Annotated in this window: 15 protein-coding genes; 1 reads left to right on the top strand and 14 read right to left on the bottom strand. The window is 64.0% G+C overall.

The features are described from left to right. From purF to leuC, 14 genes are all read right to left on the bottom strand, one after another. Positions 1 to 1506 (bottom strand): amidophosphoribosyltransferase, encoded by a 1506-nt coding sequence (purF, locus tag ACI2KG_RS20535; RefSeq protein WP_404663071.1) that lies wholly within the window; start codon positions 1504 to 1506, stop codon positions 1 to 3. Between the two features lie 42 nt (positions 1507 to 1548). After that, a complete protein-coding gene (locus ACI2KG_RS20530) occupies positions 1549 to 2106 on the bottom strand; it encodes a CvpA family protein (protein WP_201207519.1) in 558 nt (185 codons plus the stop codon). Between the two features lie 282 nt (positions 2107 to 2388). Beyond that, positions 2389 to 3057, bottom strand: coding sequence for an SPOR domain-containing protein (locus ACI2KG_RS20525; protein WP_404663070.1), 669 nt, complete (start codon positions 3055 to 3057; stop codon positions 2389 to 2391). Then, the gene (gene folC, locus ACI2KG_RS20520; protein ID WP_404663069.1) at positions 3041 to 4348 is read right to left on the bottom strand and encodes a bifunctional tetrahydrofolate synthase/dihydrofolate synthase; all 1308 of its coding nucleotides are present in this window, start codon (positions 4346 to 4348) and stop codon (positions 3041 to 3043) included. The genes ACI2KG_RS20525 and folC overlap by 17 nt, the downstream gene beginning before the upstream one ends. Beyond that, on the bottom strand, positions 4348 to 5241 hold the full coding sequence (gene accD, locus ACI2KG_RS20515; RefSeq protein WP_404663068.1) for an acetyl-CoA carboxylase, carboxyltransferase subunit beta: 894 nt from the start codon (positions 5239 to 5241) through the stop codon (positions 4348 to 4350). The genes folC and accD overlap by 1 nt, the downstream gene beginning before the upstream one ends. A gap of 221 nt (positions 5242 to 5462) precedes the next feature. Then, complete coding sequence (locus ACI2KG_RS20510) at positions 5463 to 6083, bottom strand: phosphoribosylanthranilate isomerase (RefSeq protein WP_400617711.1); 621 nt, start codon at positions 6081 to 6083, stop codon at positions 5463 to 5465. Positions 6084 to 6142: 59 nt separating this feature from the next. Further along, a complete protein-coding gene (gene truA / locus ACI2KG_RS20505; RefSeq protein WP_404663067.1) occupies positions 6143 to 7003 on the bottom strand; it encodes a tRNA pseudouridine(38-40) synthase TruA in 861 nt (286 codons plus the stop codon). 213 nt (positions 7004 to 7216) lie between these two features. Beyond that, entirely contained in the window at positions 7217 to 9994 is a 2778-nt protein-coding gene (locus ACI2KG_RS20500; RefSeq protein WP_404663066.1) for a FimV/HubP family polar landmark protein, read from the bottom strand. Positions 9995 to 10065: 71 nt separating this feature from the next. Further along, on the bottom strand, positions 10066 to 11070 hold the full coding sequence (locus ACI2KG_RS20495; protein ID WP_404663065.1) for an aspartate-semialdehyde dehydrogenase: 1005 nt from the start codon (positions 11068 to 11070) through the stop codon (positions 10066 to 10068). 487 nt (positions 11071 to 11557) lie between these two features. Next, the gene (gene asd, locus ACI2KG_RS20490; RefSeq protein WP_400617718.1) at positions 11558 to 12670 is read right to left on the bottom strand and encodes an aspartate-semialdehyde dehydrogenase; all 1113 of its coding nucleotides are present in this window, start codon (positions 12668 to 12670) and stop codon (positions 11558 to 11560) included. A 63-nt stretch (positions 12671 to 12733) separates the two neighbouring features. Further along, entirely contained in the window at positions 12734 to 13816 is a 1083-nt protein-coding gene (gene leuB, locus ACI2KG_RS20485) for a 3-isopropylmalate dehydrogenase (protein WP_404663064.1), read from the bottom strand. A gap of 54 nt (positions 13817 to 13870) precedes the next feature. Next, a complete protein-coding gene (locus ACI2KG_RS20480) occupies positions 13871 to 14635 on the bottom strand; it encodes a class I SAM-dependent methyltransferase (protein ID WP_400617722.1) in 765 nt (254 codons plus the stop codon). Positions 14636 to 14782: 147 nt separating this feature from the next. Then, complete coding sequence (gene leuD, locus ACI2KG_RS20475) at positions 14783 to 15427, bottom strand: 3-isopropylmalate dehydratase small subunit (RefSeq protein WP_404663063.1); 645 nt, start codon at positions 15425 to 15427, stop codon at positions 14783 to 14785. Further along, positions 15424 to 16857, bottom strand: coding sequence for a 3-isopropylmalate dehydratase large subunit (leuC, locus tag ACI2KG_RS20470; RefSeq protein WP_404663062.1), 1434 nt, complete (start codon positions 16855 to 16857; stop codon positions 15424 to 15426). Before leuC ends, leuD begins: the two co-directional genes overlap by 4 nt. Positions 16858 to 16988: 131 nt before the next feature. On the opposite strand from leuC, the gene ACI2KG_RS20465 reads away from it, so the two are divergent. Next, positions 16989 to 17867, top strand: a complete 879-nt coding sequence (locus tag ACI2KG_RS20465; protein ID WP_404663061.1) for a LysR family transcriptional regulator — start codon at positions 16989 to 16991, stop codon at positions 17865 to 17867. Positions 17868 to 17915 lie beyond the last annotated feature (48 nt).

Raw genomic sequence — 17915 nt, 5'->3', positions numbered from 1 at the left:
TCAGTTGTTGTAGAGGTCGATGATCGCGCTGACAGCCTGGTTCTTGACCTTGGCCAGGTCATTACGGGCCTGCTCGATACGCTCGAGGTAGGCCTCGTCGATGTCGCCGGTGACGTACTCACCGTTGAACACCGCGCAATCGAAGTGATCGATCTTGATCTTGCCACCACCAACCGACTCGATCAGGTCCGGCAGGTCCTGATAGATCAGCCAGTCGGCGCCGATCAACTCGGCTACCTGTTCGGTGGTACGGTTGTGGGCGATCAGTTCGTGAACACTCGGCATGTCGATGCCGTAGACGTTGGGGTAGCGTACAGCCGGGGCTGCGGAGCAGAAGTAGACGTTCTTGGCGCCGGCTTCGCGGGCCATCTGAATGATCTGCTTGCAGGTGGTGCCGCGCACGATCGAGTCGTCCACCAGCATCACGTTCTTGCCACGGAACTCCAGTTCGATGGCATTGAGCTTCTGGCGCACCGATTTCTTGCGCGCGGCCTGGCCGGGCATGATGAAGGTACGGCCAATGTAACGGTTTTTGACAAAGCCTTCGCGGAACTTCACGCCCAGGCGGTTGGCCAGTTCCAGCGCGGCGGTGCGGCTGGTATCCGGGATCGGGATGACCACGTCGATATCATGCTCAGGGCGCTCGCGCATGATCTTGTCGGCGAGTTTTTCACCCATGCGCAGACGGGCCTTGTACACCGAGATACCGTCAATGATCGAGTCCGGGCGGGCCAGGTAGACGTGCTCGAAGATGCACGGCTGCAGGTTCGGCGCTTCGGCGCACTGTTTGGTGATCAGCTGGCCTTCTTCGGTGATGTACACCGCTTCGCCCGGCGCCAGGTCGCGGATCAGGGTAAAGCCGAGGACGTCCAGGGCCACGCTTTCCGAGGCGATCATGTATTCCACGCCTTCGTCGGTGTGACGCTGGCCGAACACCACCGGGCGGATGCCGTGGGGGTCGCGGAAGCCGACGATGCCGTAGCCGGTGATCATGGCCACCACCGCATAACCGCCAACGCAGCGGCTGTGCACGTGGGATACGGCGGCGAACACGTCTTCTTCGGTCGGCTGCAGCTTGCCGCGTACCGCCAGCTCATGGGCGAACACGTTCAGCAGCACTTCCGAGTCGGAATTGGTGTTGACGTGACGCAGGTCGGACTCGTAGATCTCCTTGGCCAGCTGCTCGACGTTGGTCAGGTTGCCGTTGTGCGCCAGGGTGATGCCATAGGGCGAGTTGACGTAGAACGGCTGGGCCTCGGCCGAGGTCGAGCTGCCCGCAGTCGGGTAGCGCACGTGACCGATACCCATGTGGCCTACCAGGCGCTGCATGTGGCGCTGCTGGAACACGTCGCGCACCAGGCCATTATCCTTGCGCAGGAACAACCGGCCGTCATGGCTGGTCACGATACCGGCAGCGTCCTGGCCGCGGTGCTGGAGGACCGTAAGCGCGTCATACAGCGCCTGATTGACGTTCGACTTACCGACGATACCGACGATGCCACACATGCGACGCAACCCCTACTTTGACGAAACTTGAGTGAATAGCGCTCAGGGCTTTGCCGGCCCGAGCAACTGTTCCTTGAACGGCAGATCAGCCGGAGCGCTGATCAGCCCACCGGGCGACCACTGGCCGGTGAAACCCAGGATCAGGTTTTTCGACCAGTCGGCGACCAGGAGAAATTGTGGTATCAGGCGTGATTCCTGCCACCAGGTGTCTTGTTGAACCGGCCCCAGGCTGATCAGGCCGATGGCCACCACTACCAGCAAGGCCCCGCGCGCGGCGCCGAAGGCCATGCCCAGGAAACGATCGGTACCGGACAGCCCGGTCACGCGGATCAGCTCGCCGACAAGGAAGTTGACCATGGCCCCCACCAGCAAGGTGGCGACGAAAAGAATGGCGCAGCCGGCGATGACGCGCATCGATGGCGTCTGGATATAGCTTTCAAGATACACCGAGAGCGAACCGCCGAACATCCAGGCAACCGCACCGGCAATGATCCAGATGAGCAAGGACAAGGCTTCCTTGACGAAGCCGCGCTTGAGACTGATCAGTGTGGAGACGGCGATGATCGCGATGATCGCCCAATCAACCAGGGTAAATGCCACGGTGCTGCCTGCAGACGTTTGAGGCGGCGCATTTTACCAGAGCGGCGAGCTGGGAGTAAGCGGAATGTCAGTTGGATTGGCGACAGGCCCTTCGCGGGTAAACCCGCTCCCACAGGGACCGCGTTACTGCATGGGAGACGCCAACATATGTAGGAGCGGCCTTGTGTCGCGATCGGCCGCGCAGCGGCCCCAGCAATTCCGGCTGTGGCCGAGATCGTGGGGCCGCTTTGCGGCCCGATCGCGACACAAGGCCGCTCCTACACGGGATCGAGTCAGCCAGGCTTAGCCGCGCTCGGGCTGGAAGCGCACCACAAAGCCCTTTAGGCTGTTCTGGCGGTTGACCGCATCACGCACGCGCTCGGCCTCGGCGCGCTCGATCAATGGCCCTACGTACACCCGGTTCATGCCACCGGCCGAACGGATATAGGCGTTATAACCCTGGCTACGCAAGGTTTGCTGCAGCTTCTCGGCACCGGCCCGATTGGACAGGCTGGCCAACTGGATCGACCAGCTGACCGGCAGGCCATTGACGTCGATCTTCGATGGCGCGGTCGGCGCTGGCGTTGCAGCGGCTTTCGCCTCGACCTTGGGTGCTGGCGCTGGCGCCTGTGGCTTGGCCGGCAGGTTTTGAAGCTGAGCCTGAACCTGCGCCTGGGTCTGCGGCGACGGAGTAATCGGCTGGCTGGGTGTGCTGGCCTGTGCAGTCGATTCGTTGACCACCACTGGCGCCTGCTGCGGCTCGTCCGCAATGACCTGCGGCTCCGGCACGGCGACCGGCTCCACCTTCACTTCCGGCAGGCTGGGCATGGCCGGTGCTTGCGGGGCTTCGACGTGCACCTGGCGCATCTCGTCCTCGCGGGTGAACAGCATCGGCAGGAAGATCACCGCCAGCGCCACCAGCACCAACGCACCCACCATGCGCTGTTTCATCCCTTTATCCAGCACTGCCATCTACTCCACCCTCCTGGGTGTGCCGCTCCAGCCACTCCAGCGCCTGGGCGACACAGAAAAACGAACCGAACAGCAAGACCTGGTCGTCCGCCGTTGCCTGCGCGCATTGCGCCTCAAGGGCGGCGTCGACACTGGCATAAGACTTCACCGCCGCACCGAGGTTCGTCAAGGCTTCGGCCAGCTCCGCAGCCGGGCGGCTGCGCGGGGTGTCCAGCGGTGCCACTGCCCAGTCATCGACCAGCCCCTGCAGCGGCGCAACAACACCGTTCAGGTCCTTGTCGGCGAGCAGGCCGAATACCGCCAGGCGGCGCCCTTTGAGCGGCCGGGCCGACAGGCGCCGCGCCAGGTAATCGGCGGCATGCGGGTTGTGCCCGACATCCAGCAGCAGCTCCACGGGCTTGCCCTGCCAGCTCAGCTGGCGGCGGTCGAGACGCCCGGTAATACGGGTATCCAGCAGTGCCTGGCGAACCTGTGCGGCCTCCCACGGCAGCCCCATCAGCAGGTAAGCCTGCATGGCCAGCGTGGCGTTTTCCATCGGCAGGTCGAGCAACGGCAGGTCACGCAGATCTACCGGAGTGCCCTCCGCCGCAGTACCGCGCCAGGTCCAGCTGCCTTCGGCGCAGGCCAGGTCGAAGTCACGCCCGCGCAGGAACAACGGCGCTGCCAATTCGGCAGCTTTGTCCAGCAACGGTTGCGGCGGGTCGAGGTCGCCACACAAGGCCGGCTTGCCCGGGCGGAAGATGCCGGCCTTCTCAAAGGCCACCCGTTCGCGGGTGTCGCCCAGGTAATCGACATGGTCGACACCGATACTGGTCACCAAGGCCAGATCGGCATCCACCACGTTGACGGTGTCCAGGCGACCACCGAGGCCCACTTCCAGCACCACGGCATCCAGCTGCGACTGGTAGAACAACCAGAATGCGGCCAGCGTGCCCATCTCGAAGTAGGTCAGGGAAATATCGCCCCGCGCCGCCTCGACGGCGGCGAAGGCTTCGCACAGGCGCTCGTCGCTGGCCTCTTGGCCATCGATCAGCACCCGCTCGTTGTAACGCAACAGGTGCGGCGAGCTGTACACGCCGACCTTGAGCCCCTGGGCACGCAGCAACGCGGCCACGAAGGCGCAGGTCGAACCCTTGCCGTTAGTGCCGGTTACGGTTACCACGCGTGGCGCCAGCTTGCCCAGCGCCAGCCGGGCAAGCACCTTCTGCGACCGCTCCAGGCCCATGTCGATGGCCGAGGGGTGCAACTGCTCGAGGTAGGCGAGCCATTCGCCCAGGGATTTTTGTTTCATCACGCGACGGCAGCCGCCTCACGCGCTTGCTCCGGGGTGTCCTGGCCGGTCATCTGCGCCAGCAGGCGGGCCAGACGCGGGCGCAGTTCGCCACGGGAGATGATCAGGTCGATGGCGCCGTGCTCCAGCAGGAACTCGCTGCGTTGGAAGCCCTCTGGCAGCTTCTCGCGTACGGTTTGCTCGATCACGCGTGGGCCGGCGAAGCCGATCAGCGCCTTCGGCTCACCGACGATGACGTCACCGAGCATGGCCAGGCTGGCGGAAACACCACCGTACACCGGGTCGGTCAGTACCGAGATGAACGGGATGCCTTCTTCGCGCAGGCGCGCCAGCACGGCCGAGGTCTTGGCCATCTGCATCAGCGAAATCAGCGCTTCCTGCATGCGCGCACCGCCCGAGGCTGAGAAGCAGACCATCGGGCAACGGTGCTCCAGGGCATAGTTGGCCGCGCGCACGAAGCGCTCGCCGACGATGGCACCCATGGAGCCACCCATGAACGAGAACTCGAAGGCGCTGACCACGACCGGCATGCCCATCAGGGTGCCGCTCATGGAGATCAGCGCGTCTTTTTCGCCGGTCTGCTTCTGCGCGCCGGTCAGGCGGTCCTTGTACTTCTTGCCGTCACGGAACTTCAGGCGGTCGACCGGCTCGAGGTCGGCGCCCAGTTCGGCACGGCCTTCGGCGTCGAGGAAGATGTCGATGCGCGCACGTGCGCCGATGCGCATGTGGTGGTTGCACTTGGGGCAGACATCCAGGGTTTTTTCCAGCTCCGGACGATACAGCACGGCCTCGCAGGACGGGCACTTGTGCCACAGGCCTTCAGGCACCGAGCTCTTCTTCACCTCGGAACGCATGATCGAAGGGATCAGTTTGTCGACTAACCAGTTGCTCATGCTTTCTTTCTCCAGTATTGGCAGGCGGAGGCCGTTATCGCCGGCCCTGCCCTGCCCTTGAGCTCAAAATCTTTATGAAACGATGATGGACCGGCCGCCGGGGCTTCCCGCGTGCCACTCCACCGTTAATGTGTTGTGTTGCCGCCACAGGTACAGGCGGCTGCCCCGCAGGGCTGCGAAAGCTATGGACGATGGCGCGCAGCCAGCCGTCACATCTGCTATCACGCCTGTTTCACCGCATGCATGAAGGCTTCGATTTTCGCCGCGTCCTTGATGCCCTTGGCCTGTTCGACGCCGCCGCTGACATCCACCGCATAAGGCCGTACCTGGGCAATGGCCTGGCCGACGTTATCGGCCGACAGCCCACCTGCGAGAATGATCGGCTTGCTCAGGCGCGCCGGCACCAGAGACCAGTCGAATGCCTCGCCGGTTCCGCCGGGCACGCCGGCCACGTAGGTGTCCAGCAAGATGCCGCGGGCACCGGCATAAAGCTGGCAGGCGGCCTCCAGGTCATCGCCCGGGCGCACCCGCAGGGCCTTGATCCAGGGGCGGTGGTAACCTTCGCAGTCCTGCGGGGTTTCGTCGCCGTGGAACTGTAGCAGGTCCAGCGGAACCACTTCGAGGATCTCGTTCAGCTCGCAACGCGAAGCATTGACGAACAACCCGACCGTGGTCACGAAGGGCGGCAGCTCGGCGATGATGGCCCGCGCCTGGCGCACATCCACGGCCCGCGGGCTCTTGGCATAGAAGACGAAACCGATGGCATCGGCACCCGCTTCGGCAGCGGCCAGTGCGTCTTCGATGCGGGTAATCCCGCAGATCTTGCTGCGAACATTGCTCATGGAACGCGAACCCTGGTTATTACGCTGAGGCCGGATGTTAGCAAAAGGCTTTTCGCCCGTCAGTCTGCCAACGCTTCGTAACCGCTCAAAAAGTGTGGGCCGATGTAACGCTTGGGCAGGGCGAACTGCTCAGGGTACTCCACCTGCACCAGGTACAGCCCGTAGGGGTGTGCGGTAACCCCGCCTTCACTGCGGTTGCGCCCTTCCAGCACTTCACGCGCCCAGGTTACCGGGCGCTCGCCGGCACCGATGGCCATCAGCACCCCGGCAATGTTGCGTACCATGTGGTGCAGGAAGGCGGTGGCGCGTATGTCCAGCACGATCATCTGGCCGTGGCGGGTAACGCGCAGGTGGTAAATGTGCTTGATGGGCGACTTGGCCTGGCACTGGCTGGCGCGGAAGGCGCTGAAGTCGTGGGTACCGAGCAGGAACTGCGCGGCCTCGGCCATGCGCTCGACGTCCAGCGGGCGGTGGTTCCAGGTCACTTCCTCGGCCAGGTGTGCCGGGCGGATCGGGTCGTTGTAGATGACATAACGGTAGCGCCGGGCACACGCCTTGAAGCGGGCATGGAAATCGGCCGGCATCGACCGCGACCAGACCACGCTGATGTCGTGCGGCAGGTTGAAGTTGGTGCCCATGGTCCAGGCGCGCTCGTCGCGCACGGCACGGGTGTCGAAGTGCACGATCTGCCCGCAGCCGTGCACGCCGGCGTCGGTGCGGCCGGCACAGATGACCGAAATCGGCTCGTTGGCGACCGTGGACAGGGCTTTTTCCAGGGCCTGCTGGACACTCGGCACGCCACTGGCCTGGCGCTGCCAGCCGCGGTAGCGCGCGCCCTTGTATTCCACGCCCAGGGCGATGCGGGAGTAGCCTTCGGCCGCGGATTCGGGGGCGGCGGTGTCGATGATGTCCAAGAGCATGAAACCTGTGGGGTGTACGGAATGGCGGGGATTATAACGACAACGGCAGCCTTGTTGGGCTGCCGCTGTCGATGGAACATCAGATTGCCGTAGATCCCCGTAGGAGCGGCCTTGTGTCGCGATGGGCCGCGAAGCGGCCCCAGGATATGTGCTGTGAAGCTGAAAACCTGGGGCCGCTTTGCGGCCCATCGCGACACAAGGCCGCTCCTACACTCAGACTAACCGGGAGAGCATGTCCTCGGCTTCCTGGCGCTGGCTGTCGTCGCCGTCCTTGACGACTTCGTCGAGGATATCGCGTGCACCCTGGCTGTCGCCCATGTCGATGTAGGCCCGGGCCAGGTCGAGCTTGGTGGCCACTTCGTCACTGCCGGAGAAGAAGTCGAAGTCGAGGTCGTCCAGCGGCTCGGGCTCTGGCTGCGCAGCTGCGTCTTCGCTGGTGAAATGCGGCTCCAGCGACGGCGACTCAAGGCTTTGCGACAGCTTGTCGAGCTCGGCGTTGACGTCGTCGAGCTCCGAGGCAAAGCTTTTGGCTGCAGGGGAGTCGTCTTCCAGCGACAGCGACAGGTCGAAGTCCGACGGCAGGTCGAACTCGGAAACCGGGTCGAACTCTGGCACGCTGTCGAAGGCGGCCAGCTCGGCGGCGACATCGACTGGGGTTTCAGCGACTGCTTCCGGCGCAGCCGGGGCAACGGGCTCGCTGACATCAAGGTCGAAATCGGACAGGTCTACCGCAGGCTGCGGCTCGGCCTGGGCCAGCATGGCTTCGAAATCGGCGTCGGCTTGCAGTTCGGCATCCATGGCGAACGGCGCTTCTTCTGGCTGTGCTTCTTCCTGCTCCGGCTCGTCCAGCACAGGCTCGGCAATCACCAGCTCGTCGGGCACATGCTCATTCACCACAGCCTCGTTCACCACAGCCTCGTTCACCAGCCCCTCGTCCAGCGGGTCTTCCCCCGGCAGCTCTTCACCCAGACTCAGGTCGAAAGCGCTGTCCAGGTCCGGCTCGCCCAGGCCCTGGTCCTCCAGGCCCGCAACATCGAGGATCGGCACTTCATCGAGTGCATCCAGTTCAGCATCAGGCTCAAAGGCAACCTCTGGCTCAGCCTCGATTTGCGGCTCGAACTCAGGCGCTTCTTCGGGCACCACATCGGCAGCCACCGGCGCCTCGGGCTCATCGTGCAGCAGTTCCTGCACGTACTGCTCGTCCATTTCGGCAGCCAGCGCCGCCGCACCCAGGCCGGCCGCGGCCAGGCCAAGCATGGCCGGGTAACGTTCTTTCAGCCCGGCGACAGCAGCACTGTTGTGCTCGCTAGCCGGCAACTGGCGCTCCTGGTCGACGAACGCGCTCTGATCACCTTGGCGGGCGTACACGTCCATCAGTTTCAGGCGCAGGTCATCACGCGCCGGGGCAGCGGCTACAGCAGGCTCCAGCAGCGCGCTCGCGCGGTTCAGGCGGCCTTCGGCCAGGCACTGGTCGACTTCCGCCAGGAGTTCGGCATACGCGCCGGCTTGCGACCCCTGTGCCGGCGCTGCCTCGGCAGCAGGCTCAGCCACTTTTTCCGCTGCAACAGCCGCAGCGGCCGATGCGGCTACCACCGCAGGCGACAGGGTAACGCTTGGCTCCGAGACTTCGACGCCGTCGAGGCTCTCGGTATCGCTGTCGAAACCTGTGCCCTGCTCTTCTTCCAGCGCCCGCGCCATGCGCAGGTGCTTTTCTGCCTCCTGCTGGGCCTTGCGCTTGCGCGCCAGCAGCCAGAGCAGCAGCGCCAGCACCAGGATGCTGGAGCCGGCAATCAGCCACAGCAGCCATGGGTTACCGAGAACCTGCTGGAGTGCGCCATCCGCCTGGCTGGCCGGGGCCGGCTTGGCATCCTCTGCTGGCTTGGCTGCGGTGGCCGCCTCGGCAGGTGCCGGCTCGGCCGATGGCTGGGCATCTGCCGCCGGGGCCGCAGCAGGCGTGGCGCCAGCTGCGGTCGGCGCGGCTGCGCCCTGCGCCTGAAGGCGCGCCAACTGGTCGTTTTTCAGGTCGATCAGACGCTGCAGCTTGTCCAGTTGGCTCTGCAGGTCGCTCATGCGACTCTTGAGTTCGTCATTGTCACGACGGCTGGTGTCCAGGCTTTCCTGGGCCACTGCCAACTTGTCGTTGAGCGCTTTAGCCTGGCCGGCACCGGCCTGGTTGCCCGGGCTGACCAGGCGCAGGTTGTCGCCCTGGGCGACACGCGCCGGCGCCGCGTCTGCGGCACCACGGCGGGTGGCGTCGAGTTGGCGGGCACGTGGCCCAAGGCGACGGCCTTCACGCCAGGCAGCATATTGCTCAGCCACTTCGCTGTTGGCCTCGCCCTGCGGGATGCTCTGGACCTGCTGCTGGTCGGGCAGGCGCAATACCTGGCCAACCTTCAGCTGGTTGATGTTGTTGCCGATGAAGGCGTCCGGGTTCAATGCCTGGATGGCGATCATGGTCTGCTGGATCGAACCACCGCCCTGGGTGTTGCGCGCAGCAATCTGCCACAAGGTGTCGCGGCGCTGGGTGGTGTAGCGGCTGGCACCGGTGGTGGCCGGCGTGACATTGCCTGCAGCCGGCTTGTCGCCCTGGGCCTTGGCCTGGTCGAGCAGCACGCTGTAGTCACGCAGCAAGCGGCCTTGTGGCCACATCACCTGGACCAGGAACTTGACCACTGGCCCTGGCAGCGGCTGGCTGGAGGTAACCCGCAGCACACTCCTGCCGTTGGGGTTGATCACCGGTGTGAAGGTCAGGTCTTCGAGGTAGGTCGGAAACGCCACCCCGGCCTTGCTGAACTCTTCCGGCGGCGCCAGGCTTGGCGCCACTTCGGCGGCCTTGAGGTCGCGCACGTCGAGCAATTCGATCTCGGCGTCCAGCGGCTGATTCTGTGCCGACTTCAGGGTCAGCTCCCCCAGGCCCAGCGCATTCGCCATGCCAGACGACAGCGCCGATGCTGCAGCCATGGCCAGAACCAGTTTGCGAATTCGAAGCATGACCTCTTCCCTTGTATGAATCGTCCCGGAACCTGCAAGCGGAGCAGGACAAAAGTGCTCGCCAGTATCTTTTACGGCATGTGTTTAATCAACAATTGTGCCACTTGCACGGCATTGAGCGCGGCGCCTTTGCGCACGTTGTCGGTGGTCAGCCAGAGGTTGAGCTGCTGGTCTTCATCAACACCGTGACGTACACGACCAACATAGACCACGTCTTGGCCGACTGCGTCACCTACCGGGGTCGGATAATCATCGTTCTCCACCCACTCGACGCTATCGGCTGCTTCCAGGGCCTGGTTGACCGCTGCCAGGTCGACCGGGCGGCGGCTTTGCACAGCCACACTGAAGCTATCGCCGAAAAACACCGGGACTTGAATGCAGCTCACGGAAATCTTCAGTTCAGGCAGGCCCAGCAGCACGCGCAGTTCGCTGACCAGGCGGCGCTCCAGCGCAGTGTGGCCTTGCTCGTCGGCAGCACCCACCTGGGCAAGCAGGTTGAACGCCACCTGGCGGTCGAAGAAGCGCGGTTCCAGCGGCCGGGCGTTGAGCAGTTCAGCGGTTTGCCGGGCCAGTTCGCTGACCGCTTCACGGCCTTGCGCAGACACCGCCAGCGCGGCCATCACCTGCACCCGCTCGATATCCAGCAGGCCCTTGAGGGGCGCCAGCGCGACGGCCAGGGCGACCGCGGCCGAGCAGGGGCTGACAATGCGTGCGGGCAGTGCCAAGCCGGCCAGGCGTTCGGCGTTGGCTTCCGGCACCAGGGCCAGGGCATCGTCCAGGCCGCCGGAAAGGTCGATGACCGTGCAGCCGGCCTGCAGCGCTTTGCCGGCAAAGCTGCGGCTGACGGCAGCGCCGGTGGCGAAGAAGGCCAGCTTGACCTGGGCGAAGTCGAAGCTGTCGACCTCACGCACCTTGAGCTTCTTGCCGGCGAACATCACGCTGCTGCCGGCTGATTCCATGCTGGCCAGCAGGTGCAAGGTGGCGACCGGGAAATTCAGTTCTTCAAGGATCTGTACCAAGGTTTCACCGACGCTGCCGGTGGCGCCGACAACGGCGATGTCCAATGGGTGTGTCATGGTAGGGATCCTCTTGCAGAAACGGCGGGGGCGGCACTTTACTCGTATTGTAGGGTTTTGTCTGTGATGACCTTAGCCTCGCCGGGTAAGGTTCTTCAGTAGGTTGTGTGATGGCAGCCTGGGGTTGTCGCAAGATTTGCAGCGCCTGCGAGATCGAGCGCCGCCCGCGCGGCGCATCGCGGGACAAGCCCGCTCCCACATCTGTTTCGGGCCAATCACTCCTGTGAGGTCACCTCCGTCCGCCTTTTTCTGTTCCCTTCGGTATTGAAGGTTGCCCCGCTGCACTTCATCAACCTCAAGCCATGCACAAAAGTGCAACCCACCTGGCACAGGAGAGACTGGCCCGAAACAGATGTGGGAGCGGGCTTGTCCCGCGATGCGCCGCGCGGGCGGCGCTCGATCTCACCGACACTAAAAATGCTGTGGCGAACACCCCAAAAAAAACCCGCACTGTCGCCAGCACGGGTTTTCAGTCAAACCAGAACGATCAACGCTCCAGCAGGATCCGCAGCATGCGGCGCAGTGGCTCCGCAGCGCCCCACAGCAGCTGGTCACCCACGGTGAATGCGCCCAGGTACTGCGAACCCATGTTCAGCTTGCGCAGGCGGCCAACCGGAATGTTCAGGGTGCCGGTGACCTTGGTCGGTGCCAGCTCCTGCATGCTGATTTCACGCTGGTTCGGCACCAGTTTCACCCAAGGGTTGTGCTGGCTGATCATGCCTTCGATGTCGGCGATCGGCACGTCCTTGTTCAGCTTGATGGTCAGCGCCTGGCTGTGGCAACGCATGGCGCCGATGCGCACGCAGATGCCGTCGACCGGGATCGGGCTCTTGAAGCGGCCGAGGATCTTGTTGGTCTCGGCCTGGGCCTTCCACTCTTCGCGGCTCTGGCCGTTCGGCAGTTCCTTGTCGATCCACGGGATCAGGCTGCCCGCCAGTGGCACGCCGAAGTTCTCGGTCGGGTAGGCTTCGCTGCGCATGGCCTCGGCAACCTTGCGGTCGATGTCGAGGATGGCGCTGGCCGGGTTGGCCAGGTCATCGGCAACGGCTGCGTGGGTAGCGCCCATCTGCTTGATCAGCTCGCGCATGTTCTGCGCACCGGCACCCGAAGCTGCCTGGTAGGTCATGGCGCTCATCCACTCGACCAGGCCGGCTTCGAACAGGCCGCCCAGGCCCATCAGCATCAGGCTGACGGTGCAGTTGCCGCCGATGTAGTTCTTGGTACCGGCATCCAGCTGCTGGTCGATGACCTTGCGGTTGACCGGGTCGAGGATGATCACTGCGTCATCCTGCATGCGCAGGGACGAGGCGGCGTCAATCCAGTAACCCTGCCAGCCGGCTTCACGCAGCTTGGGGAAGACCTCGTTGGTATAGTCGCCGCCCTGACAGGTCAGGATCACGTCGAGGGTCTTGAGTTCTTCAATCGAATAAGCGTCCTTGAGCGGCGCTGTATCCTTGCCCACGTTCGGGCCTTGGCCGCCAACATTGGAGGTAGTGAAGAACACCGGCTCGATAAGGTCGAAATCCTGCTCCTCCAGCATCCGCTGCATGAGCACGGAACCGACCATACCGCGCCAACCGATCAGACCTACACGTTTCATCGCAACTACACCTTTGCTAAAAGTGGGCCGCCACCGGGAATGTGGGGTGGCGGGCCAGAGAGATTACAGATTCCGCAGCGCCGCGACTACTGCGTCGCCCATTTCCTGCGTACCCACTTTGCGGCAGCCTTCCGAGAAGATGTCGCCGGTCCGCAGGCCCTGGTCCAGCACCAGGCTCACGGCCTTCTCGATCGCCTCGGCGGCAGCCGACTGATTGAAGCTGTAACGCAGCATCATCGACACCGACAGGATGGTCGCCAGCGGGTTGGCGATGCCAAGGCCAGCGATGTCCGGTGCCGAGCCGTGGCACGGCTCGTACATGCCCTTGTTGTTGGCATCCAGCGACGCCGAAGGCAGCATGCCGATGGAACCGGTCAGCATGGAAGCTTCATCCGACAGAATGTCACCGAACATGTTGTCGGTCACCACCACGTCGAACTGCTTGGGTGCACGCACCAGCTGCATGGCGGCGTTGTCGACGTACATGTGGCTCAGTTCCACATCCGGGTAGTCCTTGGCCACGTCTTCGACCACTTCGCGCCACAGCTGGCTGGAGGCAAGGACGTTGGCCTTGTCCACCGAACACAGCTTCTTGCCACGGACGCGGGCCATGTCGAAACCGACACGGGCAATGCGGCGCACTTCGCTTTCGCTGTACGGCAGGGTGTCGTAGGCCTGGCGCTCGCCGCCTTCCAGCTCGCGCTGGCCACGCGGGACACCGAAGTAGATACCGCCGGTCAGCTCACGGACGATGAGGATGTCCAGGCCGGAAACGATTTCTGGCTTGAGCGACGAGGCATCGGCCAGTTGCGGGTAAAGGATGGCCGGGCGCAGGTTGGCGAACAGGCCCAGTTGCGAACGGATCTTCAGCAGGCCGCGCTCCGGGCGAATGTCACGCTCGATCTTGTCCCACTTCGGCCCGCCCACGGCGCCCAGCAGCACGGCATCGGCCTTGCGCGCACGCTCCAGGGTTTCGTCGGCCAGCGGCACGCCGTGCTTGTCGATGGCCGCGCCGCCGATCACGTCGTGGGCCAGGCTAAAGTCGAGCTCGAACTTGTCGTTTGCCAGCTCCAGCACCTTGACCGCTTCGGCCATGATTTCCGGGCCGATACCGTCACCTGGGAGAATCAGAATCTGCTTGCTCATGCTTTCCTCTATTCATTCATGCGGTGCGGCCAAGCGGGCCCCACCGAAAAGTTCTTATCGCTCGGCCCACAACACCAGTACATCGGTGCTGAACGAGCCATCGGCCTCGATCTGGTAATACTGCCGTACTTCTTCGCCCATGGCTTGCTGCAATTGGCGTATCGCCACGCGCAACGGCTCGGGGGTGCGCATGCGCTCGACCCAGGTGTTCCACTCCAGGCGCAGTGCCTGGCGGGTGTGGCTGCGCACGTGCAGGCCGGCTTCGCTGACCTGGCGTTGCCATTCGGCGGCGGAATAATCGCGCACGTGGCTGGTGTCGCGCAGCACCTCGACGGTTTGCAGGTAGGTGTCGAGCAACGGGCTGCCCGGCGACATCACGTCGATGAACGCCGCCACGCCACCCGGCTTGAGCACCCGGCGCACTTCGCGCAGGGCCAGGCCCAGGTCGCTCCAGTGGTGGGCCGAGTAGCGGCTGAAGACGAAGTCGAACGAGGCATCGGCGAACGGCAGGCGTTCGGCGGCGCCGCGCTCGGTGGTGATATTGGCCAAGCCGCGCTCGGCGGCGGCGCTGGCGACCACGTCGAGCATGGACTGCGAGAGGTCGTAGGCGACCACTTCGGCAACCAGCGGGGCGACGTGGAAGCTGACATGGCCGGCACCGCAACCCAGGTCCAGCACGCGGGCAGCGCCCTGCCCTGCCAGCTCGGCCTGCAGCAGGGCGAATTCACTGCCCTGGGCGTGCACGGCGCTGCTGAGGTAGGCGCTGGCCTGTTCGCCGAACTGGCGCTGGACCACGTCGGTGTGTTGGGTGCTGGTCATGTCTCAATCCTTTTGGTTTTGGGTTGTCTCTACTGGCCCTATCGCCGGCAAGCCAGCTCCCACAGGGAACCCACAGTTTTCAGACCTGTGGTATTCCTGTGGGAGCTGGCTTGCCGGCGATGAGGCCAGCAAACCCGATTACATCACTCAGGCATCCCGGAACAACCAAGGCTGCCCGGCGCGGTGCTTGCCTTCGAAGGCCTTGATCGCATCGCTGTCCTGCAGGGTCAGGCCGATGTCGTCCAGGCCGTTGAGCAGGCAGTGCTTGCGGAATGCATCGATCTCGAAGTGCAGCACCTTGCCGTCCGGGCGGGTCAGCGCCTGCGCCTGCAGGTCGATGGTCAGCTGGTAGCCCGGGTTGGCTTCGACCTGCTTGAACAACTCGTCCACTTCTTCATCGCTGAGGATGATCGGCAGCAAGCCGTTCTTGAAGCTGTTGTTGAAGAAAATGTCGGCAAAGCTTGGCGCGATCACGCTGCGGAAGCCGTACTCGTCCAGCGCCCACGGGGCGTGCTCACGGCTGGAGCCGCAACCAAAGTTCTCCCGCGCCAGCAACACGCTGGCACCTTGGTAACGTTTGTGGTTAAGCACGAACTCTTCGTTGAGCGGGCGCTTGCTGTTGTCCTGGTAGGGCTGGCCAACGTCCAGGTAGCGCCATTCGTCGAACAGGTTCGGACCGAAGCCGGTGCGCTTGATCGACTTCAAAAACTGCTTGGGGATGATCTGGTCGGTGTCGACGTTGGCTCGGTCCAACGGCGCGACGAGGCCAGTGTGCTGGGTAAAGGCTTTCATGCTGCGCTCCCTTGGATCAACTCGCGGACATCAATGAAGTGGCCGGCTACAGCAGCAGCGGCAGCCATGGCCGGGCTGACCAGGTGGGTACGGCCACCGGCGCCCTGACGGCCTTCGAAGTTACGGTTGGAGGTGGACGCGCAGTGCTCGCCGCTCTCCAGGCGGTCCGGGTTCATCGCCAGGCACATCGAGCAGCCGGGTTCACGCCATTCGAAACCGGCTTCGAGGAAGATCTTGTCCAGGCCTTCACGCTCGGCCTGGGCCTTGACCAGGCCCGAACCCGGCACGACGATGGCTTGCTTGACGCTGGTGGCGACCTTGCGGCCCTTGGCGATTTCTGCCGCAGCACGCAGGTCTTCGATGCGCGAGTTGGTGCACGAGCCGATGAATACGCGGTCCAGCTTGATGTCGGTGATCGCCTGGTTGGCGGTCAGGCCCATGTACTTCAAGGCACGCTCGATCGAACCACGCTTGACCAGGTCGGCTTCGGCGGCCGGGTCCGGCACGCGCTGGTCGACGGCCAGGACCATTTCGGGCGAGGTGCCCCAGCTGACTTGCGGCTTGATCTGGCTGGCATCCAGCTCGACCACGGTATCGAACACGGCGTCGTCATCCGACACCAGGTCTTTCCACGACTCGACCGCTTGCTTCCACTGCTCGCCCTTCGGCGCATACGGGCGCCCTTCGACGTAGGCAACGGTGGTGGCGTCGGTGGCCACCAGGCCCACGCGGGCGCCGGCCTCGATGGACATGTTGCAGATGGTCATGCGGCCTTCCATCGACAACTCGCGGATGGCGCTGCCGGCGAATTCCATGGCGTGGCCGTTGCCGCCAGCGGTGCCGATCTTGCCGATCACGGCCAGCACGATGTCCTTGGCGGTAACGCCGGCCGGCAATTGGCCTTCCACGCGCACCAGCATGTTCTTCATCTTCTTGGCGACCAGGCACTGGGTGGCGAGCACGTGCTCGACTTCGGAAGTGCCGATGCCATGGGCCAGGGCACCGAAGGCGCCGTGGGTGGAGGTGTGCGAGTCACCGCAGACCACGGTCATGCCTGGCAAGGTGGCACCCTGCTCCGGGCTGATGACGTGGACGATGCCCTGGCGCTCGTCGTTCATCTTGAATTCGACGATGCCGTATTCGTCACAGTTCTCGTCGAGGGTCTGCACCTGCAGGCGCGACACCTGGTCGACGATGGCCTCGATACCGCCCTTGCGCTCAGGCGTGGTCGGCACGTTGTGGTCCGGGGTGGCGATATTGGTGTCGATGCGCCACGGTTTGCGGTTGGCCAGGCGCAGGCCTTCGAAGGCCTGGGGCGACGTCACTTCGTGGATGATGTGGCGGTCGATGTAGATCAAGGACGAGCCGTCATCACGGCGCTTGACCTCATGGGCTTCCCAGAGTTTGTCGTAGAGCGTTTTGCCAGCCATCAGACTGTTCCTCATCAGCGTCGTTCTATGCCAAAAACCCCTTGGCTTGTATGGACGATGCTATGGGGTTAGATTGAATAACTCAAATTCATAATTTTTATGCTTTGGATAACCCAGAGGAATACAACACCATGGACCTGGCCAACCTCAGCGCCTTTATCGCCATCGCCGAAACCGGCAGCTTCTCAGGGGCGGCCGAACGTCTGTTCCTGACCCAGCCGGCTATCAGCAAACGCATCGCGGGCCTTGAGCAGCAGCTGGACGTGCGCCTGTTCGACCGCCTGGGCCGCGAGGTGACCTTGACCGAGGCCGGGCGCGCCCTGCTGCCGCGGGCGTACCAGATCCTCAACGTCCTTGATGATACGCGGCGGGCACTGACCAACCTGAACGGGTCGGTAAGCGGTCGCCTGACCCTGGCCACCAGTCACCACATCGGTCTGCACCGCCTGCCGCCGTTGTTACGAGCGTTCACCCGCGAGTACCCGGCGGTGGCGCTGGATATTCAGTTCATGGATTCGGAACAGGCCTACGACGAGATTCTGCATGGCCGCGCCGAAATTGCCGTGATCACCCTGGCACCCGAGCCGCACCACCTGGTCAAGGCCGTGCCGGTGTGGGACGACGCCCTCGACTTCGTCGCCGCCCCCGAGCACCCGCTGGCCAGCAACCAGGCTGTCAGCCTGGCCGACGTGGCCCGCCACCCGGCAGTGTTCCCCGGTGGCAACACCTTTACCCACCATATTGTCCAGCGCCTGTTCGAAAGCCAGGGCCTGGCGCCGAACATCGCCATGAGCACCAACTACCTGGAAACCATCAAGATGATGGTGTCGATCGGCCTGGCCTGGAGCGTATTGCCGCGCACCATGCTCGACGAACAGGTTGCACCCATCGCCTTGCCCGGCATACAGCTGTCGCGCCAGCTAGGCTACATTCTGCACACAGAGCGAACGCTGTCGAACGCGGCCAGGGCATTCATGGCCCTCCTCGACAGCCAAGCAGGGTCCGCCTGACCGGCCGTCAGCCCGGCATTTCCACTTCATGGATGCGTCATAGCCAAA

The organism is Pseudomonas sp. NPDC089407 (assembly GCF_044900445.1).
Taxonomy (GTDB): domain Bacteria; phylum Pseudomonadota; class Gammaproteobacteria; order Pseudomonadales; family Pseudomonadaceae; genus Aquipseudomonas.
The sequence above is the reverse complement of the archived record's forward strand: the minus strand, read 5'-3'. Positions and strand labels throughout refer to the sequence as shown.

What these genes read in the sequence shown, in the direction of transcription:
- purF (WP_404663071.1), bottom strand. Translation starts at nt 1,506, where the DNA reads ATGTGTGGCATCGTCGGTATCGTCGGTAAGTCGAACGTCAATCAGGCG.
- ACI2KG_RS20525 (WP_404663070.1), bottom strand. Translation starts at nt 3,057, where the DNA reads ATGGCAGTGCTGGATAAAGGGATGAAACAGCGCATGGTGGGTGCGTTG.
- folC (WP_404663069.1), bottom strand. Translation starts at nt 4,348, where the DNA reads ATGAAACAAAAATCCCTGGGCGAATGGCTCGCCTACCTCGAGCAGTTG.
- accD (WP_404663068.1), bottom strand. Translation starts at nt 5,241, where the DNA reads ATGAGCAACTGGTTAGTCGACAAACTGATCCCTTCGATCATGCGTTCC.
- ACI2KG_RS20510 (WP_400617711.1), bottom strand. Translation starts at nt 6,083, where the DNA reads ATGAGCAATGTTCGCAGCAAGATCTGCGGGATTACCCGCATCGAAGAC.
- truA (WP_404663067.1), bottom strand. Translation starts at nt 7,003, where the DNA reads ATGCTCTTGGACATCATCGACACCGCCGCCCCCGAATCCGCGGCCGAA.
- ACI2KG_RS20500 (WP_404663066.1), bottom strand. Translation starts at nt 9,994, where the DNA reads ATGCTTCGAATTCGCAAACTGGTTCTGGCCATGGCTGCAGCATCGGCG.
- ACI2KG_RS20495 (WP_404663065.1), bottom strand. Translation starts at nt 11,070, where the DNA reads ATGACACACCCATTGGACATCGCCGTTGTCGGCGCCACCGGCAGCGTC.
- asd (WP_400617718.1), bottom strand. Translation starts at nt 12,670, where the DNA reads ATGAAACGTGTAGGTCTGATCGGTTGGCGCGGTATGGTCGGTTCCGTG.
- leuB (WP_404663064.1), bottom strand. Translation starts at nt 13,816, where the DNA reads ATGAGCAAGCAGATTCTGATTCTCCCAGGTGACGGTATCGGCCCGGAA.
- ACI2KG_RS20480 (WP_400617722.1), bottom strand. Translation starts at nt 14,635, where the DNA reads ATGACCAGCACCCAACACACCGACGTGGTCCAGCGCCAGTTCGGCGAA.
- leuD (WP_404663063.1), bottom strand. Translation starts at nt 15,427, where the DNA reads ATGAAAGCCTTTACCCAGCACACTGGCCTCGTCGCGCCGTTGGACCGA.
- leuC (WP_404663062.1), bottom strand. Translation starts at nt 16,857, where the DNA reads ATGGCTGGCAAAACGCTCTACGACAAACTCTGGGAAGCCCATGAGGTC.
- ACI2KG_RS20465 (WP_404663061.1), top strand. Translation starts at nt 16,989, where the DNA reads ATGGACCTGGCCAACCTCAGCGCCTTTATCGCCATCGCCGAAACCGGC.